Origin of the sequence: Larsenimonas suaedae (assembly GCF_023712105.1) — a bacterium.
Classification (GTDB): domain Bacteria; phylum Pseudomonadota; class Gammaproteobacteria; order Pseudomonadales; family Halomonadaceae; genus Larsenimonas; species Larsenimonas suaedae.
Map to the genome: position 1 here is coordinate 605,436 of NZ_JAMLJI010000001.1, position 20,346 is coordinate 625,781.

The window sequence follows — 20,346 nt, forward strand, 5'->3', positions numbered from 1 at the left end:
ACTGGTGCCAAACGCTTTTAGAGGCACGTACATGCGGATACTGCTTGTCGAAGATGACCCGTTGCTTGGCGATGGTGTCGAGACCGCGCTGTCGCGGGAAGGCTATATGGTCGATTGGCTAACCGATGGTCGGCTCGCCGACGAGGCGCTCAACGTCAATCATGACTACGCCGCGCTGGTTCTGGATCTGGGACTTCCGGGCATGGATGGGATGGAGGTACTGAGGCGTCTTCGGCGACACAGCACGCTGCCGGTACTGATTCTGACAGCGCGGGATCACGTCGATGAGCGCGTGGCAGGTCTTGACGCCGGCGCCGACGATTACGTATTGAAGCCGTTCGAACTTGATGAACTGCTGGCCCGCCTTCGAGTGGTCATCCGCCGCGCCCACGGGCGCGCGACCCAGCGCATCGAGCTGGGGCCGCTGGTGATCGATGAGGCGCGCCATGAAGTGTGCTGGCGCGGTGAACCGGTGGCGCTGAACCGCCGGGAATACGCCCTTTTAAGAGAGCTTGCCAATCATCCGGGGCAAGTCCTGACTCGTCCTCAGCTTGAAAGCGTGCTTTACGGCTGGCAGGACGATGTGGAATCCAACGCGCTGGAAGTGCACGTGCATCATCTTCGCAAGAAGCTCGACAGCTCGCTGATCAAGACCCTGCGCGGTATCGGCTATCGCTTGAACGACGCGCTTACCTAGAGACCCTCATGCGCTCCATCAAACGCTACCTGCTCTGGACCATCACGCTTGCCTTGCTGCTCGGAGCGGGGCTTGCGATTACCGCCGCCTATTTCACCAGTCAGCATGAAATGGATGAAATGTTCGATGCCGAGCTTGCGAAGTTCGCACGCATCATCGCCGGGCTGAACGACACCACCCTTAACGAACAACATTACCAGGCTCTGGCTCGCCGGCTCGATCAGCCCGACCATCCGGGACGGTACTTCTCAGACGATGGCGTTGCGGCGCCGATCGATGACCGGGCCGACCAGGCCGTTCGTTACTTTCACGAAGAGCGCATGATCTCTGTTGGCTTCTGGGGCCCCAACGGCACGCCTCGGGTGCTTGACGGCGAATGGCACGACAACGGCGCCTTTCCAGCGCCTACCGAAACCGGGTTTCGCTGGCAGACGTACGACGAGCAGGACTGGCGGGTATTCAGCATGAGACTCGGTGAGGGGCGCGGCTGGATCTCGGTGGGCCTTCGCAAGGCGTTCGAACAGGAGCTTGCCGGCAAGATCGCACTCAGCAACACCATTCCTTATCTGATCGCGATTCCGCTTCTGGCGCTGATCATCGGTGCCCTGGTGCTTCGGGGGCTGCGCCCACTCGACCGTCTGTCCAGTCAGGTCGGCCGGCGCCACCACAAGGCGCTCGACCCCATCAATGAGGACGTCCCCCTGGAGCTTGTCCCGTTGCGAGACGCCATCAACGCGTTTATCGCGCACCTCAAGACGACGCTTGAGCGCGAACGTCGATTTACCTCAGACGCAGCCCATGAGCTTCGCACGCCGCTTGCCAGCCTCAAGATTCACCTTCAAAACGCCCGCACCGATCCGGTGGGTGAAAAGGCCTCGCTCGGCAAGGCCTATCAGGGCATCGAGCGGTTGCAGCGCGTGGTCGAACAGCTTCTGACGCTTGCAAGGCTCGAACGCAGCAGCGCCCCCACGCGTGAGCACGTCGCGCTCTATCCACTGGCGGCGCAGCTTTCAAGCGAGCTCTGGCCGGTGGCGGAGACGCGAGGGCAACAGCTTGCCATCGAAGGTGATACCGCGCTCAAGGTCTGCGGCGAGGCGACGGAACTGGGGGTATTGATCAGGAACCTACTGGATAACGCGCTGCGTTACAGCCCGGAAGGCGCCGTGATCATGCTGGTGCTCAAGACAGTCGACGACGAGCCAACGCTTGAAGTGATCGATGAAGGCCCGGGCGTGCCCGAGGAAAACCTCGATCGTTTGACCGAGCGCTTCTATCGTCAAAACCATCAGCACATGGCCGGCACCGGCCTCGGGCTTTCCATCGTCAATACACTGGCGCTGCGTCAGAACGCCCGGCTTTCGTTCATCAACCGCCCCGAGGGCGGGTTGATCGCACGCGTCAGTTGGCCGCCATTTGCGGACTCTGCACCTGCCGGTACTGAGTGATCGCGCGCTGGTTGTCCACCAGAATCTGTCGCAGCGCGTGTAGATAGCCGATGCCGCGCGTTGAGTATCGGGTCAGCCCAGGAATCAGACCGGCTCCGGTGGGCACCCGCTCATCGGCGCCGGCCTCGGCGCGAAGGCGTCTAAGCGTTGCGTAGGCCGGATGGGTATTGAGGTTGAGAATGTAGGCCTCGACGGCAGCCCCGACGCTTTGAAAGGTTTGAAACCGTCGGGCACTGCCCAATTGCTGAATGCCACACTCCTTGCCGAAACAGCGCATGCCGAAAAGATTGTTGCCGCGGCGGGCAAGCCGTGAGGTGCCCCAGCCCGACTCCAGAATCGCCTGACTCACCACCAGCTCCACCGGCAGCGTATCGACACGCTGCTCAAGTGCAGCCCAGGGGATCGACTCCTCGCACTCAAGCCGATAGCGGGCGCACAGCTGAGTCAGACGCTGCCGCTCGAGCCTGGACAGGTTTTTTTGCTCCCGAAGTGAGGTAAGCCAGGCGCGCTCGCGTTCGATACGTGCATTGGCGCCGTTGACCAGTGGCATGATCAGCTCGAAAAACGCGGCCTTGCGTTCCGGGCCGGGGGCAACCTCTCGAAGATCCGGCATGGACGCACCATGACGGGTATCGGCGCCATGGGCGAGGGACAGAAAGAGCGCGTGCCCCAGGCACAGCGCCGCAAGAAACGCAGTTCGAAACAGTAAAATCATGAAAGTCGCAAGGTGCAATGATGTGGGCGAGCGACACTAGCACGTCGCCCAATTTGCAACTTGGCTTATCAGGGCATGAGGCTTGCGCTGAACGGCCGGCATGCAGAAAAGGCGCAATCGGCACAAAAAAGCCCGCTCGAAAGCGGGCTCTTCATAACGCGTTACGACGCGGCCATCAGTTAGCAAGCAAGGTGTTCAAGCGCTTGACGTAGGCAGCCGGGTCGTCCAGATGACCGCCTTCGGCGATGATCGCCTGATCGAGGATGACCTCGGCGAACCCGTCGAAACCATCCTGCTCGCGATCGAGTCGATTGATCAACGGGTGATCCGGATTGATCTCGAGAATCGGTTTGACGTCCGGAACCGGCTGGCCGGCCGCTTCCATCAGACGCCGCATCTGATAGCCCATCTCATGCTCCGGCAGTACGACACAGGCCGGCGAATCGGTCAGGCGGTGGGTAACACGAACGTCCTGAACGCGTGACTCAAGCGTGGTCTTGAGACGCCCGACCAGCCCTTCCTTCTCCTTGGCGCTCTCCTGCTGGGCCTGCTTCTCGGCTTCGTCTTCGACGTCGCCCAGATCCAGGTCACCCTTGGCCACATCGACCATCTGCTTGCCGTCGTATTCGGTCAGGTGGTTCATCAGCCACTCGTCGATACGGTCGGATAGCAGCAGAACTTCGAGACCTTTCTTGCGAAAGATTTCGAGGTGGGGCGAATTTTTAGCCGCGTTGAAACCGTCGGCAATCACGTAGTAGATCTTCTGCTGCCCTTCCTTCATGCGCGCGATGTAATCGTCAAGCGATTGATCCTGCGTCGCGGCGTCGGTATGGGTCGATGAAAAGCGCAGAAGCGAGGCGATCTTCTCGCGGTTGGCGTAGTCTTCGCCCGGGCCTTCCTTCAGAACCTCACCAAACTGGGTCCAGAAGCTCTGATAGCTTTCAGGGTCCTTGGCAAGCTTCTTGAGCATGTCGAGGCCACGCTTGGTGAGCGCGCTCTTGATCGACTCGACCTTCGGGTCCTGCTGCAAAATCTCACGCGAGACGTTGAGCGACAGATCATTGGAATCGACCACGCCCTTGACGAAACGCAGGTACAGCGGCAGGAACTGCTCGGCGTCGTCCATGATGAATACGCGCTGAACATAGAGTTTCAGGCCGCGGGCCCCGTCGCGCTGATACAGATCGAACGGCGCTCGGCTCGGCACGTACAGAAGACTGGTGTATTCGAGCTTGCCCTCGACCTTGTTGTGGCTCCAGGTCAGCGGGTCAGTGAAATCGTGGGCGACGTGCTTGTAGAAGCCCTTGTACTCGTCGTCGCTGATCTCGCTCTTGGGCTTGACCCACAGCGCCTGCGCCTCATTGACGGTTTCCCAGCTGACGGTGGTCTCGCCGCTCTCGTCTTCCTGGGTCGTCGGCATTCGAACCGGGATATCGATGTGGTCGGAGTACTTGCGTACCAGCGACTTGAGGCGCTGATCGTCGGCGAATTCGGTGGCATCGCTTTTGAGGCTCAGCACGATTTCAGTGCCGTGACGGTCGCGCTCGATGGTTGAGATCGTGAATTCGCCTTCACCGCGAGACTGCCACTCAACGCCCTCGCCCAGCTCATCGCCTGCCTTGCGGGTACGCACGGTCACCTCATCGGCGACGATAAACGCCGAATAGAAACCGACCCCGAACTGACCAATCAGCTTGGCGTCCTTTTGCTGCTCGCCGGAGAGCTGCTGCATGAATTCAGCGGTGCCCGAACGCGCGATCGTTCCGAGGTTCGAGATCACATCGTCACGATTCATGCCGATGCCGTTGTCACGGATGGTGACCGTGCCGGCCTCGGCGTCGTGCTCGATCTCGACGCGAAGCTCGGCGTCGTTTTCATACAGCGCGTCGTTATTGAGCGCGGCGTAGCGAAGCTTGTCGCAGGCATCGGCTGCGTTGGAGACCAGCTCGCGCAGGAAAATCTCGCGGTTGGAGTACAGCGAATGAATCATCAGATTCAGAAGCTGTTTGACCTCGGTTTGGAACCCAAGTGTCTGTTCGTCGGTCGCTGTCGTCATTTATCCCTTCCTCAGCTCAATCAACAAGGACCGTGCCCGACGTTCGGGCACCAGCTGCGAGCTAGATGGGGGATACCCAACACTTTTTCAAGCCTTTGACATCGACACTAGCGTATCGACGTCTGATCGAGCTCGGCCAATACGCAGTGAAGTCGGGCGGTGGCAACCAGCCGGTCTTCCGAGGCCTGCCAGGCATGCACCCGGAGATTGGCCAACCGTTTGCCTTCTCGAACCAGTTCGCACCGGGCGTAGGTCGGCTGGCACTTTCCGGCGCGCAGATAATCGATCGAGAAGTTGGCGATCTTCGGCATCTTGGCCGTTCTCAAGGCCAGCATGGTGTCGATGATGGCCGCAGTTTCCATGAACGCGCCCATGGCGCCGCCATGGATTGCCGGAAGCAAGGGGTTGCCGATCATGTCGCGCCGCGCCGGGAGCATAAAGACCAGCCCGGAATCGTCGCGTGTCACCTCGATACCAAGCCAGCGCGCGTAGGGCATGTTGTCGAGGATGGTATCAGGGGCGTTGATTGCCCGGCTCTGCTCGAGCCAGTCAAGAGAAGAGGTATCAGACATGGGACTCGGTGTTGTGGGAATGGGTGGGTCGGCCACATAGAAGGCGTTCGAAATTGTGAGGGGTCATCTCCGGCGGCAGACGGGCAAAGCTTCCGACCGCACGGGCAATCGTCTTCTCGGGCGCGTTGACCTGCCAGAGCGTGCCCTCAACGGTTGCGATCGAGCCGGTCACGTTGACGATGACGGCATTGGCGACCATTGCATGCCCGACACGGGCCGGGCGGTAGTGATCGATACGCAGATCAAGCGTCGGGCAGATTTCAGGGCGCCCTAGCCCGCACAACACCGTTCCGGTACACAGCGTATCGAGCACCATCGTAATGACACCGCCGTGCACAAGCCCGCGGGAAAGATCGCCTGCAAACCACGGCTGCCAGGGCAGCCGCATTGTCACATCCCCTTTTGAAGCCTTGATGACCTCAAGCCCCGTTGCCCGGGTATGAGGCATGCCCTTGACGTAGCGCGTCATTGCGTAGCGCCAGTCCGTATCCTGTGTCATTGAATCCTCATGCATCACGTGGGCGCGCTGCGCGCCATTGTCGATAGTCCTCGAGCGACTCATCGAGCCGCGTCAGCAGCCAACCGCCGATGAAGAGATCATCGAGCCACCCCCAGCCGAGAATGAAATCGGGAATCAGATCGAAGGGCGACACGATGTACACAAGCGTCAACACCATCAGCGCCGTTGCCCGCTTGGGCAAGGGGCGATAGCTGCCTGACCACCAGTCGCGCAGGAGTAACCCGTAAGTCTTGACCGCTCGAACGATTCGAAAGAGAAGGCGGGACCGCCCCCCCAATAGACGAGAAAGCATACCGCCTTTGGCCTTTTTCATGGCATCTCCTGAATTCGGGTTGAGTCACACTGTTGAAAATTTGACGGTTCTTTCTTCAAGGTTAGTCTGAAACCGCGCGCCCCAAAAGCGGTCTATCGCAGCCTAAGCGGTCCACCGCTTCCTCATAACGCCAGGAGAACTCAGGTGACATTTCTAACTCGACTTTCCGCCGCCTGTTTGACCGGCGTGCTTTCGCTTTGGTTGCCAAACAGCGCCTACGCCGATGATCGCGCGCTTAGAAGCGCACTCGATGCCGCGCGTGCTCATCAGTGGCAGGCGATTGACGAAGCCAGTATCGATCAGCATGTTCTTTCAGGCTACATCGATTATCATCGCCTGAAAGCCAGACTACCCGGGCTTTCTCCCGAGCAGGTCCAGCACTTCATCGACACCCACGATGATTCCCCCTTGAGCGTCTGGATGCGCGACGTCGCCATCGGCGCCTACGGCCAAGCCGGTCGATTCAACGAGCTGCGCGAGATCAGCGGCGGCAACGCACCCAACGGCGTCGCACGCCAATGCTACTTCTACCGCGCCTACCTTGGCATCGATAACCAGAAAGCCATCGACGGTGGCCGCGCCCTTTGGAACGTCGGCCGCTCTCAGGACAACGCCTGCGACCCCTTGTTCGATGCGCTCAGAGCCCAGGGGGCCATTGGTGACGCGCAGATCTGGTCTCGACTGATCAAGGCCTGGGAAGCCGGCAACGACGGACTTGCCAATTACCTGAGCGACCTTCTGAGCCCAAGCTGGCAGCCCGCCGCCTCGACCTATGAACAGCTTTCAAAGACGCCCGAGCGTATTGCGACAGTTGATCAAAAGGCCTTCTCGCGCCCGGTACTGGACTCCCTGTTCGAAGCCGCCTTTCACAGCCTGACCCGTCAGAACACGCAGACAGCACTGACGCTTTGGCAGCGACTTGGCCCGAACGCCCCTGTCACCGCTGAGACCCGAAAGGCCATCGAACACGATCTCGCCTTTTATACTCTGGTTCGTGATCACGACGAGAATTTCGACTGGGTCGACGCCACTCTAACCTCACTCAATCAGGAAGACCTTTTTGAGCTCAGAGTGCGCACGGCGCTGGCGCGTGGCCAATGGGCGATTGTAAAACGCTGGGTCGAGCGGATGCCGGACGAGCAACGCACCGACGCCCGCTGGCAGTACTGGCTGGCTCGCGCCGAACAAGCACTTGGTCAAGAGAGCCAGGCGCTCGAGCACTATCAGGCCGCAGCCACACAGCGAAGCTTTTTCGGATTCGCAGCCGCTGACAAGGTCGGTCGGCCCTATGACTTGAATCAGGACCAGCGCGACAAGGCCCTTTACGCACTCGCCGAGCTCGATAAACTGCCGGCCATCCAGCGTATCAACGCGCTCGAGCGTATCGGGGAAAGCGGGCTTGCAAGAACCGAATGGTTCTATTTGATCGACCGATCAACGGGTGAGCGCGTGTATGAGCTTGCCCACTACGCGCTTCAACACGAATGGTTCGACCTGGCCGTATTTACCTCCATTCGAAGCAAGCAGTGGGACGCACTCAGCTGGCGTTTCCCACCGGCCTACGCCGAGCTTTTCAAGCATCAGGCACGGGAAAACAATGTCAGTCCGTATCTACTGATGGGCATTGCCCGACGCGAAAGCGCCTTCAATCCCGAAGCGCGCTCATCGGCCGGAGCGTTAGGCTTGATGCAGCTTATGCCAGGCACCGCACGCCATGTCAGTAAGCGCAAGAATTTGCCTTATGAGGGGCCGGCAAGCCTGACTCAGGTCGTGCCCAATGTGCAGTTGGGCAGCGCTTACATCAAATCGATGCTCGACCGGTATCGCGGCAACCGGGTCGCCGCTATCGCGGCCTATAATGCAGGCCCTGGCCGTGTCGACCGCTGGCTTACGCAAGGCAATCAACCCTTTGATCTATTCGTCGAGTCGATTCCCTTTCGCGAAACCCGCGATTACGTCCAGGCGGTTCTGGCCTATCAGGTCATCTTCGAAAGTCTTGCCAAGGGCACCACACAGGATGTTGCCATGATGAGCGCCCAGGAACGTCAGATACGTTACGACAGCGCGCTTCTGGCCCACCGCAACGACTGAGTCAAATAAGCGTCGCGATCCAGACGCTTCCGCCGAGGGCCACAGCAAGGCCGCCCAGGATGGCCACCCCATCCTGGGCAACAATACCAAGCCCGATCAGTGTCAGAGTAAACCCCGGCACGGCAGCGGCAAACGGCAGCAATTCAAGCGGAATCATCGCAGCGCCCAGCAGCGCAATAAAGACAGCAAGCACCCGCAGTACGCCGGTACTTGCCGCCCATTGACATCGTGGCTTTAAAAGCTTGTCCACCTTGCGGGTAAAGGGTTTGATCTTCTTGATGGTTTTTTGAAGTGTTTCACGCGAGATTGACCGCTCTTTCAATCTCGTCGGCAACCAGGGGGATTTTTTGCCCATGGCCAGCTGAATGGCCATCAACGCGATGAAGATACCGCAACACGATGGAATACCGGGCACTGCCCCGGTCGGAAGCCAGGCAATCAGGGCCGGAATCGTGATCAACGGCCCGAACCCTCGCCCCTCGAAAATCTCCAAAATGTCGCCAAGGCTCGTTTCATCCCCCTCGACGTTGTCATCGAGCGTTTCCAAAAGCCCGGTCAGTTCGATGCGCTGTGCCATGCTATGTCCTTTAAAGGTTTATCTCGCGTTCTATCCATGAACACGCAGTAGACAGACAGTCTCTTTTCAATAACGGATATGCGTTTAACGCTCATCCCGGCTATCCACGCCCCGGTAGGACTCCGCTTCGATGAACATGCGCTTGATGCTTTCGTGCTCAGCCTTCATCTGGCGGTCCAGGTCGGCGATACAGCCTTCGATCTCCGAGGCGCTCGCCTCTCGCTTGAAACGAACACTGATGTTGACCAGTACGAAATCCGGGCCCATGTGCATCGTGAGCACTTCATGCACACGCTCGATCAGAGGCGCCTTTTCAGCAAGCTCGCGAATGCGGCTGACCACATTCGAGTTCGCGCTTTCACCGATCAGAAGCCCCTTGGTTTCCGTCGCAAGCCAGACGGCAGTTCCCGCCAGAATCAAGCCGATGACAATCGAGGCTGCACCGTCAAATACCGGGTTTCCGGTCCACTGACTCAGCGCAACACCGGCCATGGCAACAACCAACCCCAGAAGCGCGGCCGAATCCTCGAACACAACCATGAACAGCGAGGGGTCCTTGCCCCGCCGTACGGCCTGAACGTAACTCCACTTGCCCTTGGCCTTTCGAAACTGATGCAGCGCAAAGGCCCACGAGGCGCCCTCGAACAAAATGCCAAGCCCGAGCACGATGTAGTTGATCATCGGGCTGGTCATCGGTTCGGGATTCAATACATGTGAAATACCTTCGAACAGCGACACCCCAGCGCCGATTGAGAAGATCAGCATCGCGACCACAAAGCTCCAGAAGTAGACTTCCTTGCCGTAGCCGAACGGAAACTGTGCATCCGGCGGCCGCTGGGCGCGCTTCATCCCAAGCAACAACAATACCTGGTTGCCGGTATCGACCACCGAGTGAATTCCCTCCGACAGCATGGCGGAACTCCCCGTGATGCCCCCGGCGATGAACTTGGTGATCGCAATCAGAAGGTTCCCGGCCATGGCCGCGTAGATAACAGGTTTGGATTCCGCCGACATTTACAGATCCTTCCCGAGCCGCTTGCCGTCATCGCGGGCATTGCACTCGCTCAACTGCTGATTGAGTGTCCAGAAATCATAGAGAATTCCGAGCAGGAACAGCCCCCCGGTCAGAAGATAGATAATGCCGGTCACGATCTTTCGCATATAGAACCGGTGCAGACCAAACACGCCGGTAAAGGTCAACAACAGCCAGCTCAGGGAGTAGTTGATCCGACCGTTTCGAAAGCGCGTGGTCGCCTCCCGGGCCATGGATGGGATCAACAATAGATCGATGATCCAGCCAACGAAAAAAAGCCCCAGGGTAAAAAACCAGAGCGTGCCTGTCAGCGGCTTACCGTAATAGAACCGGTGCGCGCCCATGAAACCGAAAATCCAGAGCACATAACCGAGCCAGAGATTGTGGGTAGGTTCATGGTTATCAGAAGTGGATACTTGAGTCATTGCAGTTCACATAGAAAGTGGACAAATGGGTAGCAATTGTGACAGCCGGGCGCTTATAAGGTACAGCGCATTTCGATCAAACCGGTGCGATCGTCGAAATAACGCCTGAAATGAAACCCGGCGCGCTCATAAAGGCGCCTTGCCGGGTTGTTCTCGAATACCTTGAGCTCAACGCTTGTCGCAGGCCCGTTCCGCTGAAGCGCAAGCCAGTCATCGAGCACGCGCCCCCCAAGACCCTGACCGCGGCACGCTTCGATCAAGTGAAGCTCACGGAGATAACCGACTCGCCCCTGAATGTCCCAACCGATAAAGCCGTCTCGAGGGCCGGAGTATTGAATGATCGCGGCCTCCATCTTGGGCCAGAGATCCATGAACTTGCGGCGACTGAACGCCATGTGCCGCATGCGCCAATAGGGTGACATCGTCTGATTGACGAGCGCGCAGGCGAACTCTGCGTCCGCCGGATGGGTCGCGGCCCGCCAGTAGGCAGGCCAATGGGCAGTCATATAACGCCTAGTTCCTTGAGCCGTTCCTTGAGATAACTGTCGGCAGTATAGCGCTCTGACAATACGACATCCGGTTTGGGATGAAGAAACAAAGGCAGCGACAGTCGTGCGCGGCGTGCGGATGCACCATCGGGGTTGACGACCCGATGGGTGGTCGACGGGAAATGGCCCTGAGACGCTTCCTGAAGCATATCGCCGACATTGATGATCAATTGACCCGGATCACTTGGCACCGGCAACCACTCTCCATCGCGCCCCTTAACCTCAAGCCCGGGTTCATTTGAGGCCGGCAACAGGGTAATCAGATTGATGTCTTCATGGGCCGCAGCGCGCACCGCATCCACCGGGGCATCGTTTGGGATCGGCGGATAGTAGAGCACTCGAAGAAGCGTCTGCTGACTGCCGTCAATCATGGAGGAAAGCGATTGACTGTACTGCGTGGCAACGGCTTCCGGCGTGTGCGCTTCTATCCAGGAGAGCAACTCGCCGGCGAGCGCATCAGCCTGGCGGTAGTACTCACGAATATCCTGCTCGAGCGCATCCGGCACTTTCCCCCACGGATAGACGTGGTAGTACTCTTTCAAATCCTTCTGTGAGCTGCCCTTGGCGGTTTCGGAAACGTCAGGCGGAAAATAGCCATCCTGAGTGTTTGGATCGAAACGCCACTGAGCCTTGTCGTCCGAGCTGAAAAAGTGCGCCCACTGCTCGTAGATACGTTCAACCAGATCCATGTCCAGCGGATGATTACGGAGCACTCCGAACCCGGTTTCCCTGAGGGAAGTCGTGAAGTGTTCGGCGGCATTTACACTGGTGTAATCGACGTTTTGTACCGGCATAAACCCTCTCTTATATGTCGCTGAAATTCGCATTAATACTAACGCATACACCCCCAAAAATAAGCTTGACGATATTTTTAGAGTGACGCATTCTGATTTTGTAGGTTTGCAGGTGATGTCTCGGCGTGATCTGAGTGTCGATAGATCAAGCGATCTATTTTCCCCTGATAAGCCCAACGCTACACGGGCCCCGGCTCGAAGTCTTCAGCAAGTAAGAAAGGAAAACGACATGGCAACTGGCACTGTCAAATGGTTCAACGACACCAAAGGCTACGGCTTCATTTCGCCAGACGATGGTGGCGATGACCTCTTTGCACATTTCTCCGAAATCCAGGCAGACGGCTTCAAGTCCCTGCAGGATGGACAGAAAGTGTCTTTTGAAGTGACCCAAGGCAAGAAAGGCCTGCAAGCCGCGAACATCAAGGTCGTCAACTAAGCAATTTAGTGTGACTGGTCCAGAAAACCCGCTCATCGAGCGGGTTTTTTTATGGCCACGGGCCAAAAAGGCGCCATAAAAAAAGCCCCACCGTCAGGCAGGGCTTTTTCAAACAGGGCGATTTCAGCCTTACTGGGTATTTTCGCCGCTGTTGTTGAGCTGCTCCGCGTTTTCGGCACCGCTCATGGTTGCCGAGGAATCGGCGCCTGCGCCGGCTTTTGAATCAGAGCTTTTCACAGCGTCGTCCTGCTCGCCCATGCTGGTGTCGTCTTCCTGCATGCTTTCCATGGTATTGCTGCTGTTGGTCGCATCAGACTCATCCGAGCCCATGGTGTCTTCAGAATCCATGTCGCCATCTGTCATGCTGCCAGAGTCGGTGTCCATGCTCTGATCGTGTTGCATGCTGTCATCAGACCCCTGTGACATGCCCGAATCCGTACCGGTGGTGGATTCATCCTGCTGCATCTGGGCATTTTCCTGGCTTTGCTGCTGGTCAGAGCCAGGTGCATCGTCGCCATTGTCACCACAGGCGCTGAGACCCAGGGCCATTACGAACGCAAGGCTTGCTGCAGAAAGTGTCTTGATTGTCATGATACCGTTCACTCCTTGATGAAAATTGCGAAATGCAATGTGTCCTTCGTTCCGCGCGACCGAAGCCGTCCACTCGTATTTATGGCTTTAATGTATGAGTGACATGGGACATCGTTCTAACATTCACCCTAGACGATGTCGAGTCCATGACGCTTAACGCTGCGGCGTACCGCCCTCTTCTCCGATGTCTTCAAACCAGATATCCGGACGCGTTTCTATAAAGCGCGCCATCAGGTGCATGCATTCGGGGTCATTGAGCACCTCGAGCCGAACCCCCTTGGCCTCAAGCGCCGACTCCGCCCCCATGAAGGTGGTGTTCTCGCCAATCACGACATGCTTTATACCGTAGAGCTCGATGGCACCGGAACACATCGGGCACGGTGACAGCGTGGTATAGAGCGTACACGCCCGATAGACTTCGGCCGGAAGCCGACCGGCATGTTCGAGCGCGCTCATTTCACCATGCAAGACCGCGCTGCCTTTCTGAACACGCTGATTGCGGCCGCGGCCAAGAATCCGACCCTGATGCACAAGCACCGAGCCGATGGGCACACCGCCTTCCTCAAACCCCTGGCGGGCCTCGTCAAGGGCGGCTTTCATGAATTCATCCATACTTTCTCCCTGCTGTCGGATCACTGACTGCACAAGCGGCAGTCATCGGGCAGTACGATGTTGACAGCACCGGCCTTGACCGAGCACTCGAGCGTATCGACCTCATGCGCTTCGCCATCGAGGTTGAGGGGAAACTTCTGCTCACTGTCAAACGTCACCCAGGCCGTCTTGAAATACCGCACGAAACGTCCGTCCGGGCCGAGCGCCTCCATTTCCTTGACCACCGCCGGGATATTGCGATAGCCGAACGTATCGACGATCAGCACATCCAACAGACCATCATCAATATGGGCGTGCGGGGTCAATTCCTGACTCCCCCCCGCCTGACGACCATTGCCGATGGCAAGCACCATCGCATCGACCGTGCAGGAACCACCATCCCAGCGCAGTTCACCGCGGTAGGGTTCGAAACTCCAAAACCGCATGGCACCGACCAGCGAATATGCGCCACCGCCCAGCATCTTCTTCAAAAGCGGGGGCGTCGAGGTTGTGATCTTGGCACCAAAGCCACCCGAGAGCATGTTCAGAAAGAAAAGCTCATCGAGCTTGCCCACATCCACCGACCGAGCATGCCCTTTTAGCGCCAGCGTCAGCGCCTCAAGCGGCTCGGTAGGAAGCGTTGCCGCGGTTGCGAAATCATTGGCGGTCCCCATCGGGATAATGCCAAGTTCGGGGCGCTTGTCCGGGGACACCTGCATCAGTCCGTTGACCGCCTCGTTCAAGGTGCCATCTCCGCCACCCACGATAATTCGGGTCACGCCCTCCTCGGCGGCCTCCTGAATGAAGCGGGACACGTCACCGCCTTCCCAGCTGACTCGAACGTCAAGCGAATACCCCTGCTCCCGCATGGTGCTCACCGCTTGACGCAGTGGTTCCTCTCCTGCTGTTTTGCCGTTCAACAGCAAACGAAGCGTCATTCTCGTTCTCCTTGCCTACCGGTATCACTCACCGTGCATATCCTTTTGCATGTCATGGCTCCACTGTAGCGCGTACGAGCGCATCAATCAGCATTGATCTCATCGCACCCCCCATCACCACCTTGTAAACCAAAAAACAAGATCATGGTTGACATAAAACACCAGACGCTTACTCTCTCGCTGAACAACGAGCCAAGATGAGGAGCCCTTATGGCCGCAGAGCGTCACGACTGGACCCGCGCCGAAATCACTGAGCTGTTCGAACTGCCCTTTTTCGACCTGCTTTACCGCGCGCACAGCGTTCACCGCCAGCACTTCGATCCCAACGCCGTTCAGGTCTCGATGCTTCTCTCTATAAAGACCGGCGCCTGTCCTGAAGATTGCAAATACTGCCCTCAGTCCGGCCACTACAATACCGGTCTTGAAAAGGAAAAGCTGATGGCAGTGAACAAGGTGCTTGAAGACGCCGCACGTGCACGCGACGCCGGCGCCAGTCGGTTCTGCATGGGCGCTGCCTGGAAATCCCCCACCGAACGTGACCTGCCTGCCGTGCTTGAGATGGTCAAGGGGGTCAAGGCGCTCGGGCTCGAAACCTGCATGACGCTCGGCCGGTTAACGCCTGAACAGGCACAGGCACTCAGCGACGCCGGGCTCGATTACTACAACCACAATCTTGATACCTCGCCTGAATACTACGGCGACATCATCACCACCCGCACCTTCGGCGAGCGGCTCGATACGCTCGCCAACGTGCGCGACGCCGGCATGAAGGTCTGCTGTGGCGGCATCCTCGGCATGGGCGAGACCGAGCAGGACCGCGTTGGCCTGCTCGAACAGCTCGCGACGCTGCCGACCCATCCGGAAAGCGTGCCGATCAACATGCTGATTCGCATCCCGGGCACCCCGCTTGAACACGTTGAGGACCTCGACCCCATCGAGTACGTTCGAACCATTGCGGTGGCGCGTATTCTGATGCCGCGCTCCTACGTGCGTCTCGCGGCCGGGCGCGAGTACATGAGTGATGACACCCAGGCCCTGGCCTTTTTCGCCGGCGCCAACTCGATCTTCTACGGCGAGCGTCTATTGACGGCGGGCAACCCGGAAGCGGACAAGGACAAGGCGCTGTTTGAAAAGCTCGGACTTCACCCAGAGCATCACTGCGGCGTGACTGACCAGGCGCATCAGGCGGCGATCAATGATGCCCTGCGCCACAAGGCCCTTGATGACCTGACCGTCGATGCAAGCGCCTGACATGCTCACCGCACGACTGACCAACCGTCTTGCCGAGCACAAGGCGGCCAGGCGGGATCGCCACCACCGCCTGCGAAGTCTTGCAAGCCAGACGCGCACCCGCATCAATGGCCAGGACGTGGTGGCCTTTTGCAGCAATGACTATCTTGGCCTTGCCGACAATCCGCGCCTGGTTACGGCACTGGAAGAAGGCGGGCGTCGTTTCGGGGTGGGAAGCGGCGGATCACACCTGATCAGCGGCCATACCGACGCCCACCGACGGCTTGAAGACACCCTGTGCGAACTCACCGGACGCTCTGCGGTACGGCTTTTTTCAAGCGGTTATCAGGCCAACCTCGCAGCCATCGCCGCCTTCAGCGAGCGCGGCGATACCGTATTGCATGACCGACTCAATCACGCCTCGCTTCTCGACGGCGCCCGGTTATCAGGCGCCAAAGTGACGCGCTATCGCCATGGTGACATCGACCACCTGACGCATTGCCTCGCCCGTGATCGCCCTTTACTGACCGTGACCGACAGCGTGTTCAGCATGGAAGGCGATTGCGCTCCTCTCAGCGCGATTGCCGGACACTGTCGCGCGCACGACTCGGCACTGATGGTTGATGAAGCGCACGCCTTCGGCGTGATTGGGGATTATGGGCAAGGCGCGGTCGCCGAGGCCGGTCTTACGGAGTCAGACGTCGCAATCGTCACCGGCACTTTGGGTAAGGCCTTCGGCACACAGGGGGCGTTTGTCGCCGGAAGTGAGACTGTCATCGAGGCGCTGACGCAGTTCGCACGGCCCTACATCTTCACCACCGGGCTCTCGCCGGCGCTTGCCTGGGCAAGCTGTGAAGCGATCACCATCGCGCGCACCGAAGGCGAGCGCCGAACGCACCTGAAAGATTTGATCGCTCACTTCAAGCGCGAACTCCCGGCAACGCTTCAAGCGCGCCTTCTGCCCTCCGAGACGCCGATTCAATCGCTTGTGATCGGTGATGAAGCCGACGCACTGGCAGTGGGAGACGCCCTCTGGGAACAGGGTCTTCTGGTCGGCGTCATCCGCCCACCCACGGTCCCGATGGGCACTGCGCGACTTCGCATCACGCTTTCAAGTGCGCATCGCCATGAGGATCTGGACCGCTTGATCGACGCGCTCAGCCAGTGCGGCATGCACAAAACGTGCACGGAGGCGAGCGTATGAGCCCTTCGATTTTTTTGCTGCCGGGCTGGCCCTTCTCGGCGCAAGCGATGCACGGCCTCGCCGGTCACCTGGCCGATCAGAACCTGCCCGCGCGGCTTTTGGAGCTTCCCTGGCACGCCGGCCCCTCACCTGATGCGTGGGTCGATCGTCTCATGGCAGACATCGACGAAAACAGCCTCCTTGTCGGCTGGTCGCTCGGCGGCATGCTCGCATCAAAACTTGCCGAGCGCTGCCCTGAGCGTGTCGAGCGCGTCATAATGCTTGGCAGCAACGTCCGTTTCATTCAGGACAGCAGCTGGCCTACCGCCATGGTGCCCGCCACGTTCGAGCGCTTTTATCAGTTGTTCAAGGGCCGCCCGGAAACCGCGATCGCCCAGTTCGAACAGCTCTGCATTGCACCGAATACACCCACCGACATCATGACCTACCGGGCAAACGTGCCCTACGACCACATGCTGGCCGGGCTTGATGTGCTTGCGGGCTTGTCCTTGAGCACGCCCCCAAAAATACCGACCGCGGCGCTGATGGCGCGAGGCGACAGACTCGTCCCCAGAACCGCGGCCGCAGCGCTTACGCGAGCGAGCATCGAGACCGACCTTATCGAGGGAAGCCACCACGACCTGATTACACAGCCCGAGGCGCTTGAGTGGGTACTACGGCAGGTGCGCACATGACGCAGAAACACCGCATACAGGCACGCTTCGGTCAGGCGGCGGCGCAGTATGATTACCACGCACGGCTCCAGCAGCGCATCGCCCAGACGCTGGTTGCCCGGGCCGGACTGTCTGAGTCCGGCGCGCTTCTTGACATCGGCTGTGGTACCGGCTGGCTCCTGAAACATCTGGCTGGGCGCGCGCCGGATGCGCGGCTTATCGGCCTTGATCTTTCAAAAGAGATGCTCGCAACCGCCCGGCACGGGTGGCCTTGTGACGCGCCGTCTCCCCTCTGGCTTCAGGGTGACGCCGAGGCCCTGCCCTTGAAGGCGGCCTCGGTCGATACCGTTGTTTCGAGTCTGGCGCTTCAATGGTGCGAGATATCCCGCGCCCTCGATGAGATCATCCGCGTACTCAAACCCGGTGGAAAGGCACTGATTGCCACCCTGGTGGAAGGCACGCTGCCGGAACTCACTCGGGCCTATCAAACGCTTGACCGGCCTTCGCCGGTGAATGCCTTTCCAGACGTCGATGCCCTGAGTGCACTTCTGGACACAATGTCGGCCGCGGAGGCCACCTGCGCGATCCGCTGGGAGCGCGAGGATCACCCTGAACTCAGCGGCGCACTCGCACACCTTCGTGGCATCGGTGCCAATACGCCCTTGAACGACGCGCCGACACGGTTGCCGGCGCGCCGCTTCGCCCACGCCTTCAAGGCGGCCAGCCGGGGGCCCGGCTTCAGCATCAGCTACAGGGTGGCCTACCTCACTCTTCACCGACTCGACAGGTCATAGATATGCACCACGCCTACTTCGTGACCGGCACCGACACCGACGCCGGCAAAACCACCATAAGCGCCGGTTTGCTATCGGGCTGGCACAGCCTCGGACATTCGACGGCCGCCAGCAAGCCAGTAGCCTCCGGCTGCGAACAAACACCTCATGGGCTGTCCAACAGCGATACTCGACGTCTTGCCGCCGAGTGCCGCCCCGCACTCGATGAGCGAACGATCACGCCCTACACCTTCGAACCGGCCATTGCACCGCACTTAGCGGCTCGGCTCGCAGGCCAGCCTCTCTCGCTCAAGGACGTCATTCGCTCGGTTCGCACGGTGCTGGCACAGGGCGCTGATGTAACGCTTGTGGAAGGCGCTGGTGGGTTTCGAGTGCCATTGAACGATCACGAGGACTTGAGTGACCTCGCCAAGGCGCTGGAACTGCCGGTAATTCTGGTGGTCGGCATTCGCCTCGGTGCGATCAATCACGCGCGCCTCAGCGCCGAGGCCATCCGCGCGGAAGGGCTTCACCTTGCCGGCTGGGTCGCCAATCGAATCGACCCGAACATGGCCTACGCCGATGATACCGTCGAGCGACTGACTCAGACCCTCGGCGTACCGCTCTTGGGTGACGTGCCCTATTTAAGCGACCCAGCCGCCGAACGGGTCGCTCGTTACCTCTCGCTGCCGGACGTTTCGCCACAGAAGATGACCTCGCCCGCCCCCGGAATCGGGTCGGCACCCTCACTCTCTCCGGCACAGGACACGGCTCGATGACGAATAACGCCCACTGGATGAACCGCGATCTTAAAAGCGTCTGGCACCCCTGTACGCAAATGAAAGACCACGAATGGCTGCCGATGATTCCGATCAAGCGCGGCCAGGGCGTCTGGCTTGAAGACTTCGACGGCAATCGCTATCTGGATACCGTCAGCTCCTGGTGGGTCAATATTTTCGGCCACGCCAATCCCGCCATCAATCAACGCATCAAGGATCAGCTCGATACCCTCGAGCACGTGATTCTATCGGGGTTCACCCACCAACCGGTGATCGAGCTGTCAGAACGCTTGACGGCCATTACCCCCGAGGGTCTCGGCCACTGTTTCTACGCCGACAACGGCTCATCGGCCACGGAAGTGGCCATGAAGATGAGTTTTCATTACTGGCAAAACCACGGCCAGCATCGAAAGACGCGGTTTTTGTCACTGCAAAACGGCTATCACGGCGAAACGCTCGGGGCACTGGCGGTCAGCCACGTTGGCTTGTACCGGGACACCTATCAGCCGTTACTGCTCGACGTCGAATCCGTGCCCTCCCCGGACTGCTTCGGTCTGCCTCGCGATGAGTGGGAAGCCCACTGCCGGTCGATGTTCGCTCATATGGAAGCGGCGCTCGAGCGCGGACGCGACGAACTCTGCGCCGTAATCGTCGAGCCACTGGTTCAGTGCGCCGGCGGCATGCGCATGTACCATCCGGTGTATCTAGAGCTTTTGAGAGAGGCCTGCACCCGTCATGGTGTGCACCTCATCCTTGATGAAATCGCGGTGGGGTTCGGCCGCACCGGCACACTGTTTGCCGCCGAGCAAGCAGGCGTCAGCCCGGATTTCTTGTGTTTGTCCAAGGCACTGACCGCAGGCTATCTACCGCTTTCCGTGGTGCTGACAACCGATGAGGTCTACGACGCGTTCTACGACGATTACGCCGCGCTCAAGGCCTTTCTGCACTCTCACAGCTATACCGGCAACCCCTTGGCCTGCAGTGCGGCACTGGCAACCCTCGACCTGTTCGCACAGGACGACGTCATCGCGAACAATCGACAACTTGCCGAGCATATGCGTGAGCGCAGCGAGGCGTTCAGGGAGCACCCCCACGTTGGTGATGTCCGCCAGCACGGCATGATCGTTGCGATCGAAATGGTCAAGGACAAGGCAACGCTTGAACCCTACCCCTTCGAGGAACGTCGTGGCCTGGCCGTGTTTCAACACGGACTGAGCCGCGGTGTCCTGCTTCGACCGCTGGGTAACGTGATCTACTGGATGCCGCCCTACGTGGTCACACCGGAAGAAATCGATTTGATCGCCGACGTCACTCGAGAAGGCCTAAAAGCCGCGACCGGCGTTTGAAGACAAGTCCCGAACCCGT

Annotated in this window: 23 protein-coding genes; 10 read left to right on the forward strand and 13 right to left on the reverse strand. The window is 59.2% G+C overall.

All coding sequences use genetic code 11. The features are described from left to right. Positions 1–31 precede the first annotated feature (31 nt). Both NAT49_RS02885 and NAT49_RS02890 read left to right on the forward strand, forming a co-directional pair. The gene (locus NAT49_RS02885) at positions 32–697 is read left to right on the forward strand and encodes a response regulator (RefSeq protein ID WP_251590171.1); all 666 of its coding nucleotides are present in this window, start codon (positions 32–34) and stop codon (positions 695–697) included. Positions 698–705: 8 nt separating this feature from the next. After that, a complete protein-coding gene (locus tag NAT49_RS02890) occupies positions 706–2,142 on the forward strand; it encodes an ATP-binding protein (protein WP_251590172.1) in 1,437 nt (478 codons plus the stop codon). Here NAT49_RS02890 and NAT49_RS02895 read toward each other — a convergent pair. From NAT49_RS02895 to NAT49_RS02915, 5 genes are all read right to left on the reverse strand, one after another. Next, positions 2,096–2,857, reverse strand: a complete 762-nt coding sequence (locus NAT49_RS02895; protein WP_251590173.1) for a protein bax — start codon at positions 2,855–2,857, stop codon at positions 2,096–2,098. The genes NAT49_RS02890 and NAT49_RS02895 overlap by 47 nt on opposite strands. 175 nt (positions 2,858–3,032) lie before the next feature. Further along, on the reverse strand, positions 3,033–4,913 hold the full coding sequence (gene htpG, locus NAT49_RS02900) for a molecular chaperone HtpG (protein ID WP_251590175.1): 1,881 nt from the start codon (positions 4,911–4,913) through the stop codon (positions 3,033–3,035). Between the two features lie 107 nt (positions 4,914–5,020). Continuing rightward, positions 5,021–5,485 carry a PaaI family thioesterase gene (locus NAT49_RS02905; RefSeq protein ID WP_251590176.1) on the reverse strand — a complete coding sequence of 155 codons (465 nt, stop codon included), beginning with the start codon at positions 5,483–5,485 and terminating at the stop codon, positions 5,021–5,023. Further along, positions 5,478–5,984 (reverse strand): PaaI family thioesterase, encoded by a 507-nt coding sequence (locus tag NAT49_RS02910; protein WP_251590179.1) that lies wholly within the window; start codon positions 5,982–5,984, stop codon positions 5,478–5,480. The genes NAT49_RS02905 and NAT49_RS02910 overlap by 8 nt, the downstream gene beginning before the upstream one ends. 7 nt (positions 5,985–5,991) lie before the next feature. After that, the gene (locus tag NAT49_RS02915) at positions 5,992–6,318 is read right to left on the reverse strand and encodes a YkvA family protein (protein ID WP_251590181.1); all 327 of its coding nucleotides are present in this window, start codon (positions 6,316–6,318) and stop codon (positions 5,992–5,994) included. A gap of 144 nt (positions 6,319–6,462) precedes the next feature. On the opposite strand from NAT49_RS02915, the gene NAT49_RS02920 reads away from it, so the two are divergent. Continuing rightward, on the forward strand, positions 6,463–8,409 hold the full coding sequence (locus NAT49_RS02920) for a transglycosylase SLT domain-containing protein (protein WP_251590183.1): 1,947 nt from the start codon (positions 6,463–6,465) through the stop codon (positions 8,407–8,409). 1 nt (position 8,410) lies between these two features. Here the strand turns inward: NAT49_RS02920 and NAT49_RS02925 are convergent, their stop codons facing one another. From NAT49_RS02925 to NAT49_RS02945, 5 genes are all read right to left on the reverse strand, one after another. Then, entirely contained in the window at positions 8,411–8,986 is a 576-nt protein-coding gene (locus NAT49_RS02925) for an exopolysaccharide biosynthesis protein (protein WP_251590185.1), read from the reverse strand. Between the two features lie 84 nt (positions 8,987–9,070). Continuing rightward, entirely contained in the window at positions 9,071–10,000 is a 930-nt protein-coding gene (locus NAT49_RS02930) for a cation diffusion facilitator family transporter (RefSeq protein ID WP_251590187.1), read from the reverse strand. Then, positions 10,001–10,444 carry an NINE protein gene (locus tag NAT49_RS02935; protein ID WP_251590189.1) on the reverse strand — a complete coding sequence of 148 codons (444 nt, stop codon included), beginning with the start codon at positions 10,442–10,444 and terminating at the stop codon, positions 10,001–10,003. It lies immediately after the preceding gene. 53 nt (positions 10,445–10,497) lie between these two features. Next, positions 10,498–10,950: a GNAT family N-acetyltransferase gene (locus tag NAT49_RS02940; RefSeq protein ID WP_251590190.1), complete on the reverse strand. Its 453-nt coding sequence runs from the start codon at positions 10,948–10,950 to the stop codon at positions 10,498–10,500. Then, positions 10,947–11,786, reverse strand: a complete 840-nt coding sequence (locus NAT49_RS02945; RefSeq protein WP_251590191.1) for an isopenicillin N synthase family dioxygenase — start codon at positions 11,784–11,786, stop codon at positions 10,947–10,949. Before NAT49_RS02945 ends, NAT49_RS02940 begins: the two co-directional genes overlap by 4 nt. Before the next feature lie 229 nt (positions 11,787–12,015). On the opposite strand from NAT49_RS02945, the gene NAT49_RS02950 reads away from it, so the two are divergent. After that, a complete protein-coding gene (locus tag NAT49_RS02950; RefSeq protein ID WP_251590192.1) occupies positions 12,016–12,222 on the forward strand; it encodes a cold-shock protein in 207 nt (68 codons plus the stop codon). 129 nt (positions 12,223–12,351) lie between these two features. On the opposite strand, the gene NAT49_RS02955 is transcribed toward NAT49_RS02950, so the two are convergent. The 3 genes from NAT49_RS02955 to yegS all read right to left on the reverse strand — a co-directional run bounded on the left by NAT49_RS02955 (position 12,352) and on the right by yegS (position 14,342). Next, positions 12,352–12,813 carry a hypothetical protein gene (locus NAT49_RS02955; protein ID WP_251590193.1) on the reverse strand — a complete coding sequence of 154 codons (462 nt, stop codon included), beginning with the start codon at positions 12,811–12,813 and terminating at the stop codon, positions 12,352–12,354. Between the two features lie 153 nt (positions 12,814–12,966). Further along, positions 12,967–13,425, reverse strand: a complete 459-nt coding sequence (locus NAT49_RS02960) for a nucleoside deaminase (protein ID WP_251590194.1) — start codon at positions 13,423–13,425, stop codon at positions 12,967–12,969. Positions 13,426–13,445: 20 nt separating this feature from the next. After that, positions 13,446–14,342 carry a lipid kinase YegS gene (yegS, locus tag NAT49_RS02965; protein ID WP_251590195.1) on the reverse strand — a complete coding sequence of 299 codons (897 nt, stop codon included), beginning with the start codon at positions 14,340–14,342 and terminating at the stop codon, positions 13,446–13,448. Positions 14,343–14,552: 210 nt separating this feature from the next. Here yegS and bioB point away from each other — a divergent pair, with 210 nt between their 5' ends. From bioB to NAT49_RS02995, 6 genes are read left to right on the forward strand one after another with little or no spacing between them, the layout of a single operon-like run. Further along, positions 14,553–15,593, forward strand: coding sequence for a biotin synthase BioB (gene bioB, locus NAT49_RS02970; RefSeq protein ID WP_251590196.1), 1,041 nt, complete (start codon positions 14,553–14,555; stop codon positions 15,591–15,593). Between the two features lies 1 nt (position 15,594). Then, positions 15,595–16,776 carry an 8-amino-7-oxononanoate synthase gene (bioF, locus tag NAT49_RS02975; protein ID WP_251590197.1) on the forward strand — a complete coding sequence of 394 codons (1,182 nt, stop codon included), beginning with the start codon at positions 15,595–15,597 and terminating at the stop codon, positions 16,774–16,776. Next, the gene (locus NAT49_RS02980) at positions 16,773–17,450 is read left to right on the forward strand and encodes an alpha/beta fold hydrolase (protein WP_251590198.1); all 678 of its coding nucleotides are present in this window, start codon (positions 16,773–16,775) and stop codon (positions 17,448–17,450) included. Before bioF ends, NAT49_RS02980 begins: the two co-directional genes overlap by 4 nt. Continuing rightward, a complete protein-coding gene (locus tag NAT49_RS02985; protein WP_251590199.1) occupies positions 17,447–18,223 on the forward strand; it encodes a methyltransferase domain-containing protein in 777 nt (258 codons plus the stop codon). Before NAT49_RS02980 ends, NAT49_RS02985 begins: the two co-directional genes overlap by 4 nt. Before the next feature lie 2 nt (positions 18,224–18,225). Next, positions 18,226–18,981, forward strand: coding sequence for a dethiobiotin synthase (bioD, locus tag NAT49_RS02990; RefSeq protein ID WP_251590200.1), 756 nt, complete (start codon positions 18,226–18,228; stop codon positions 18,979–18,981). Next, the gene (locus NAT49_RS02995) at positions 18,978–20,327 is read left to right on the forward strand and encodes an adenosylmethionine--8-amino-7-oxononanoate transaminase (RefSeq protein WP_251590202.1); all 1,350 of its coding nucleotides are present in this window, start codon (positions 18,978–18,980) and stop codon (positions 20,325–20,327) included. The genes bioD and NAT49_RS02995 overlap by 4 nt, the downstream gene beginning before the upstream one ends. Positions 20,328–20,346 lie beyond the last annotated feature (19 nt).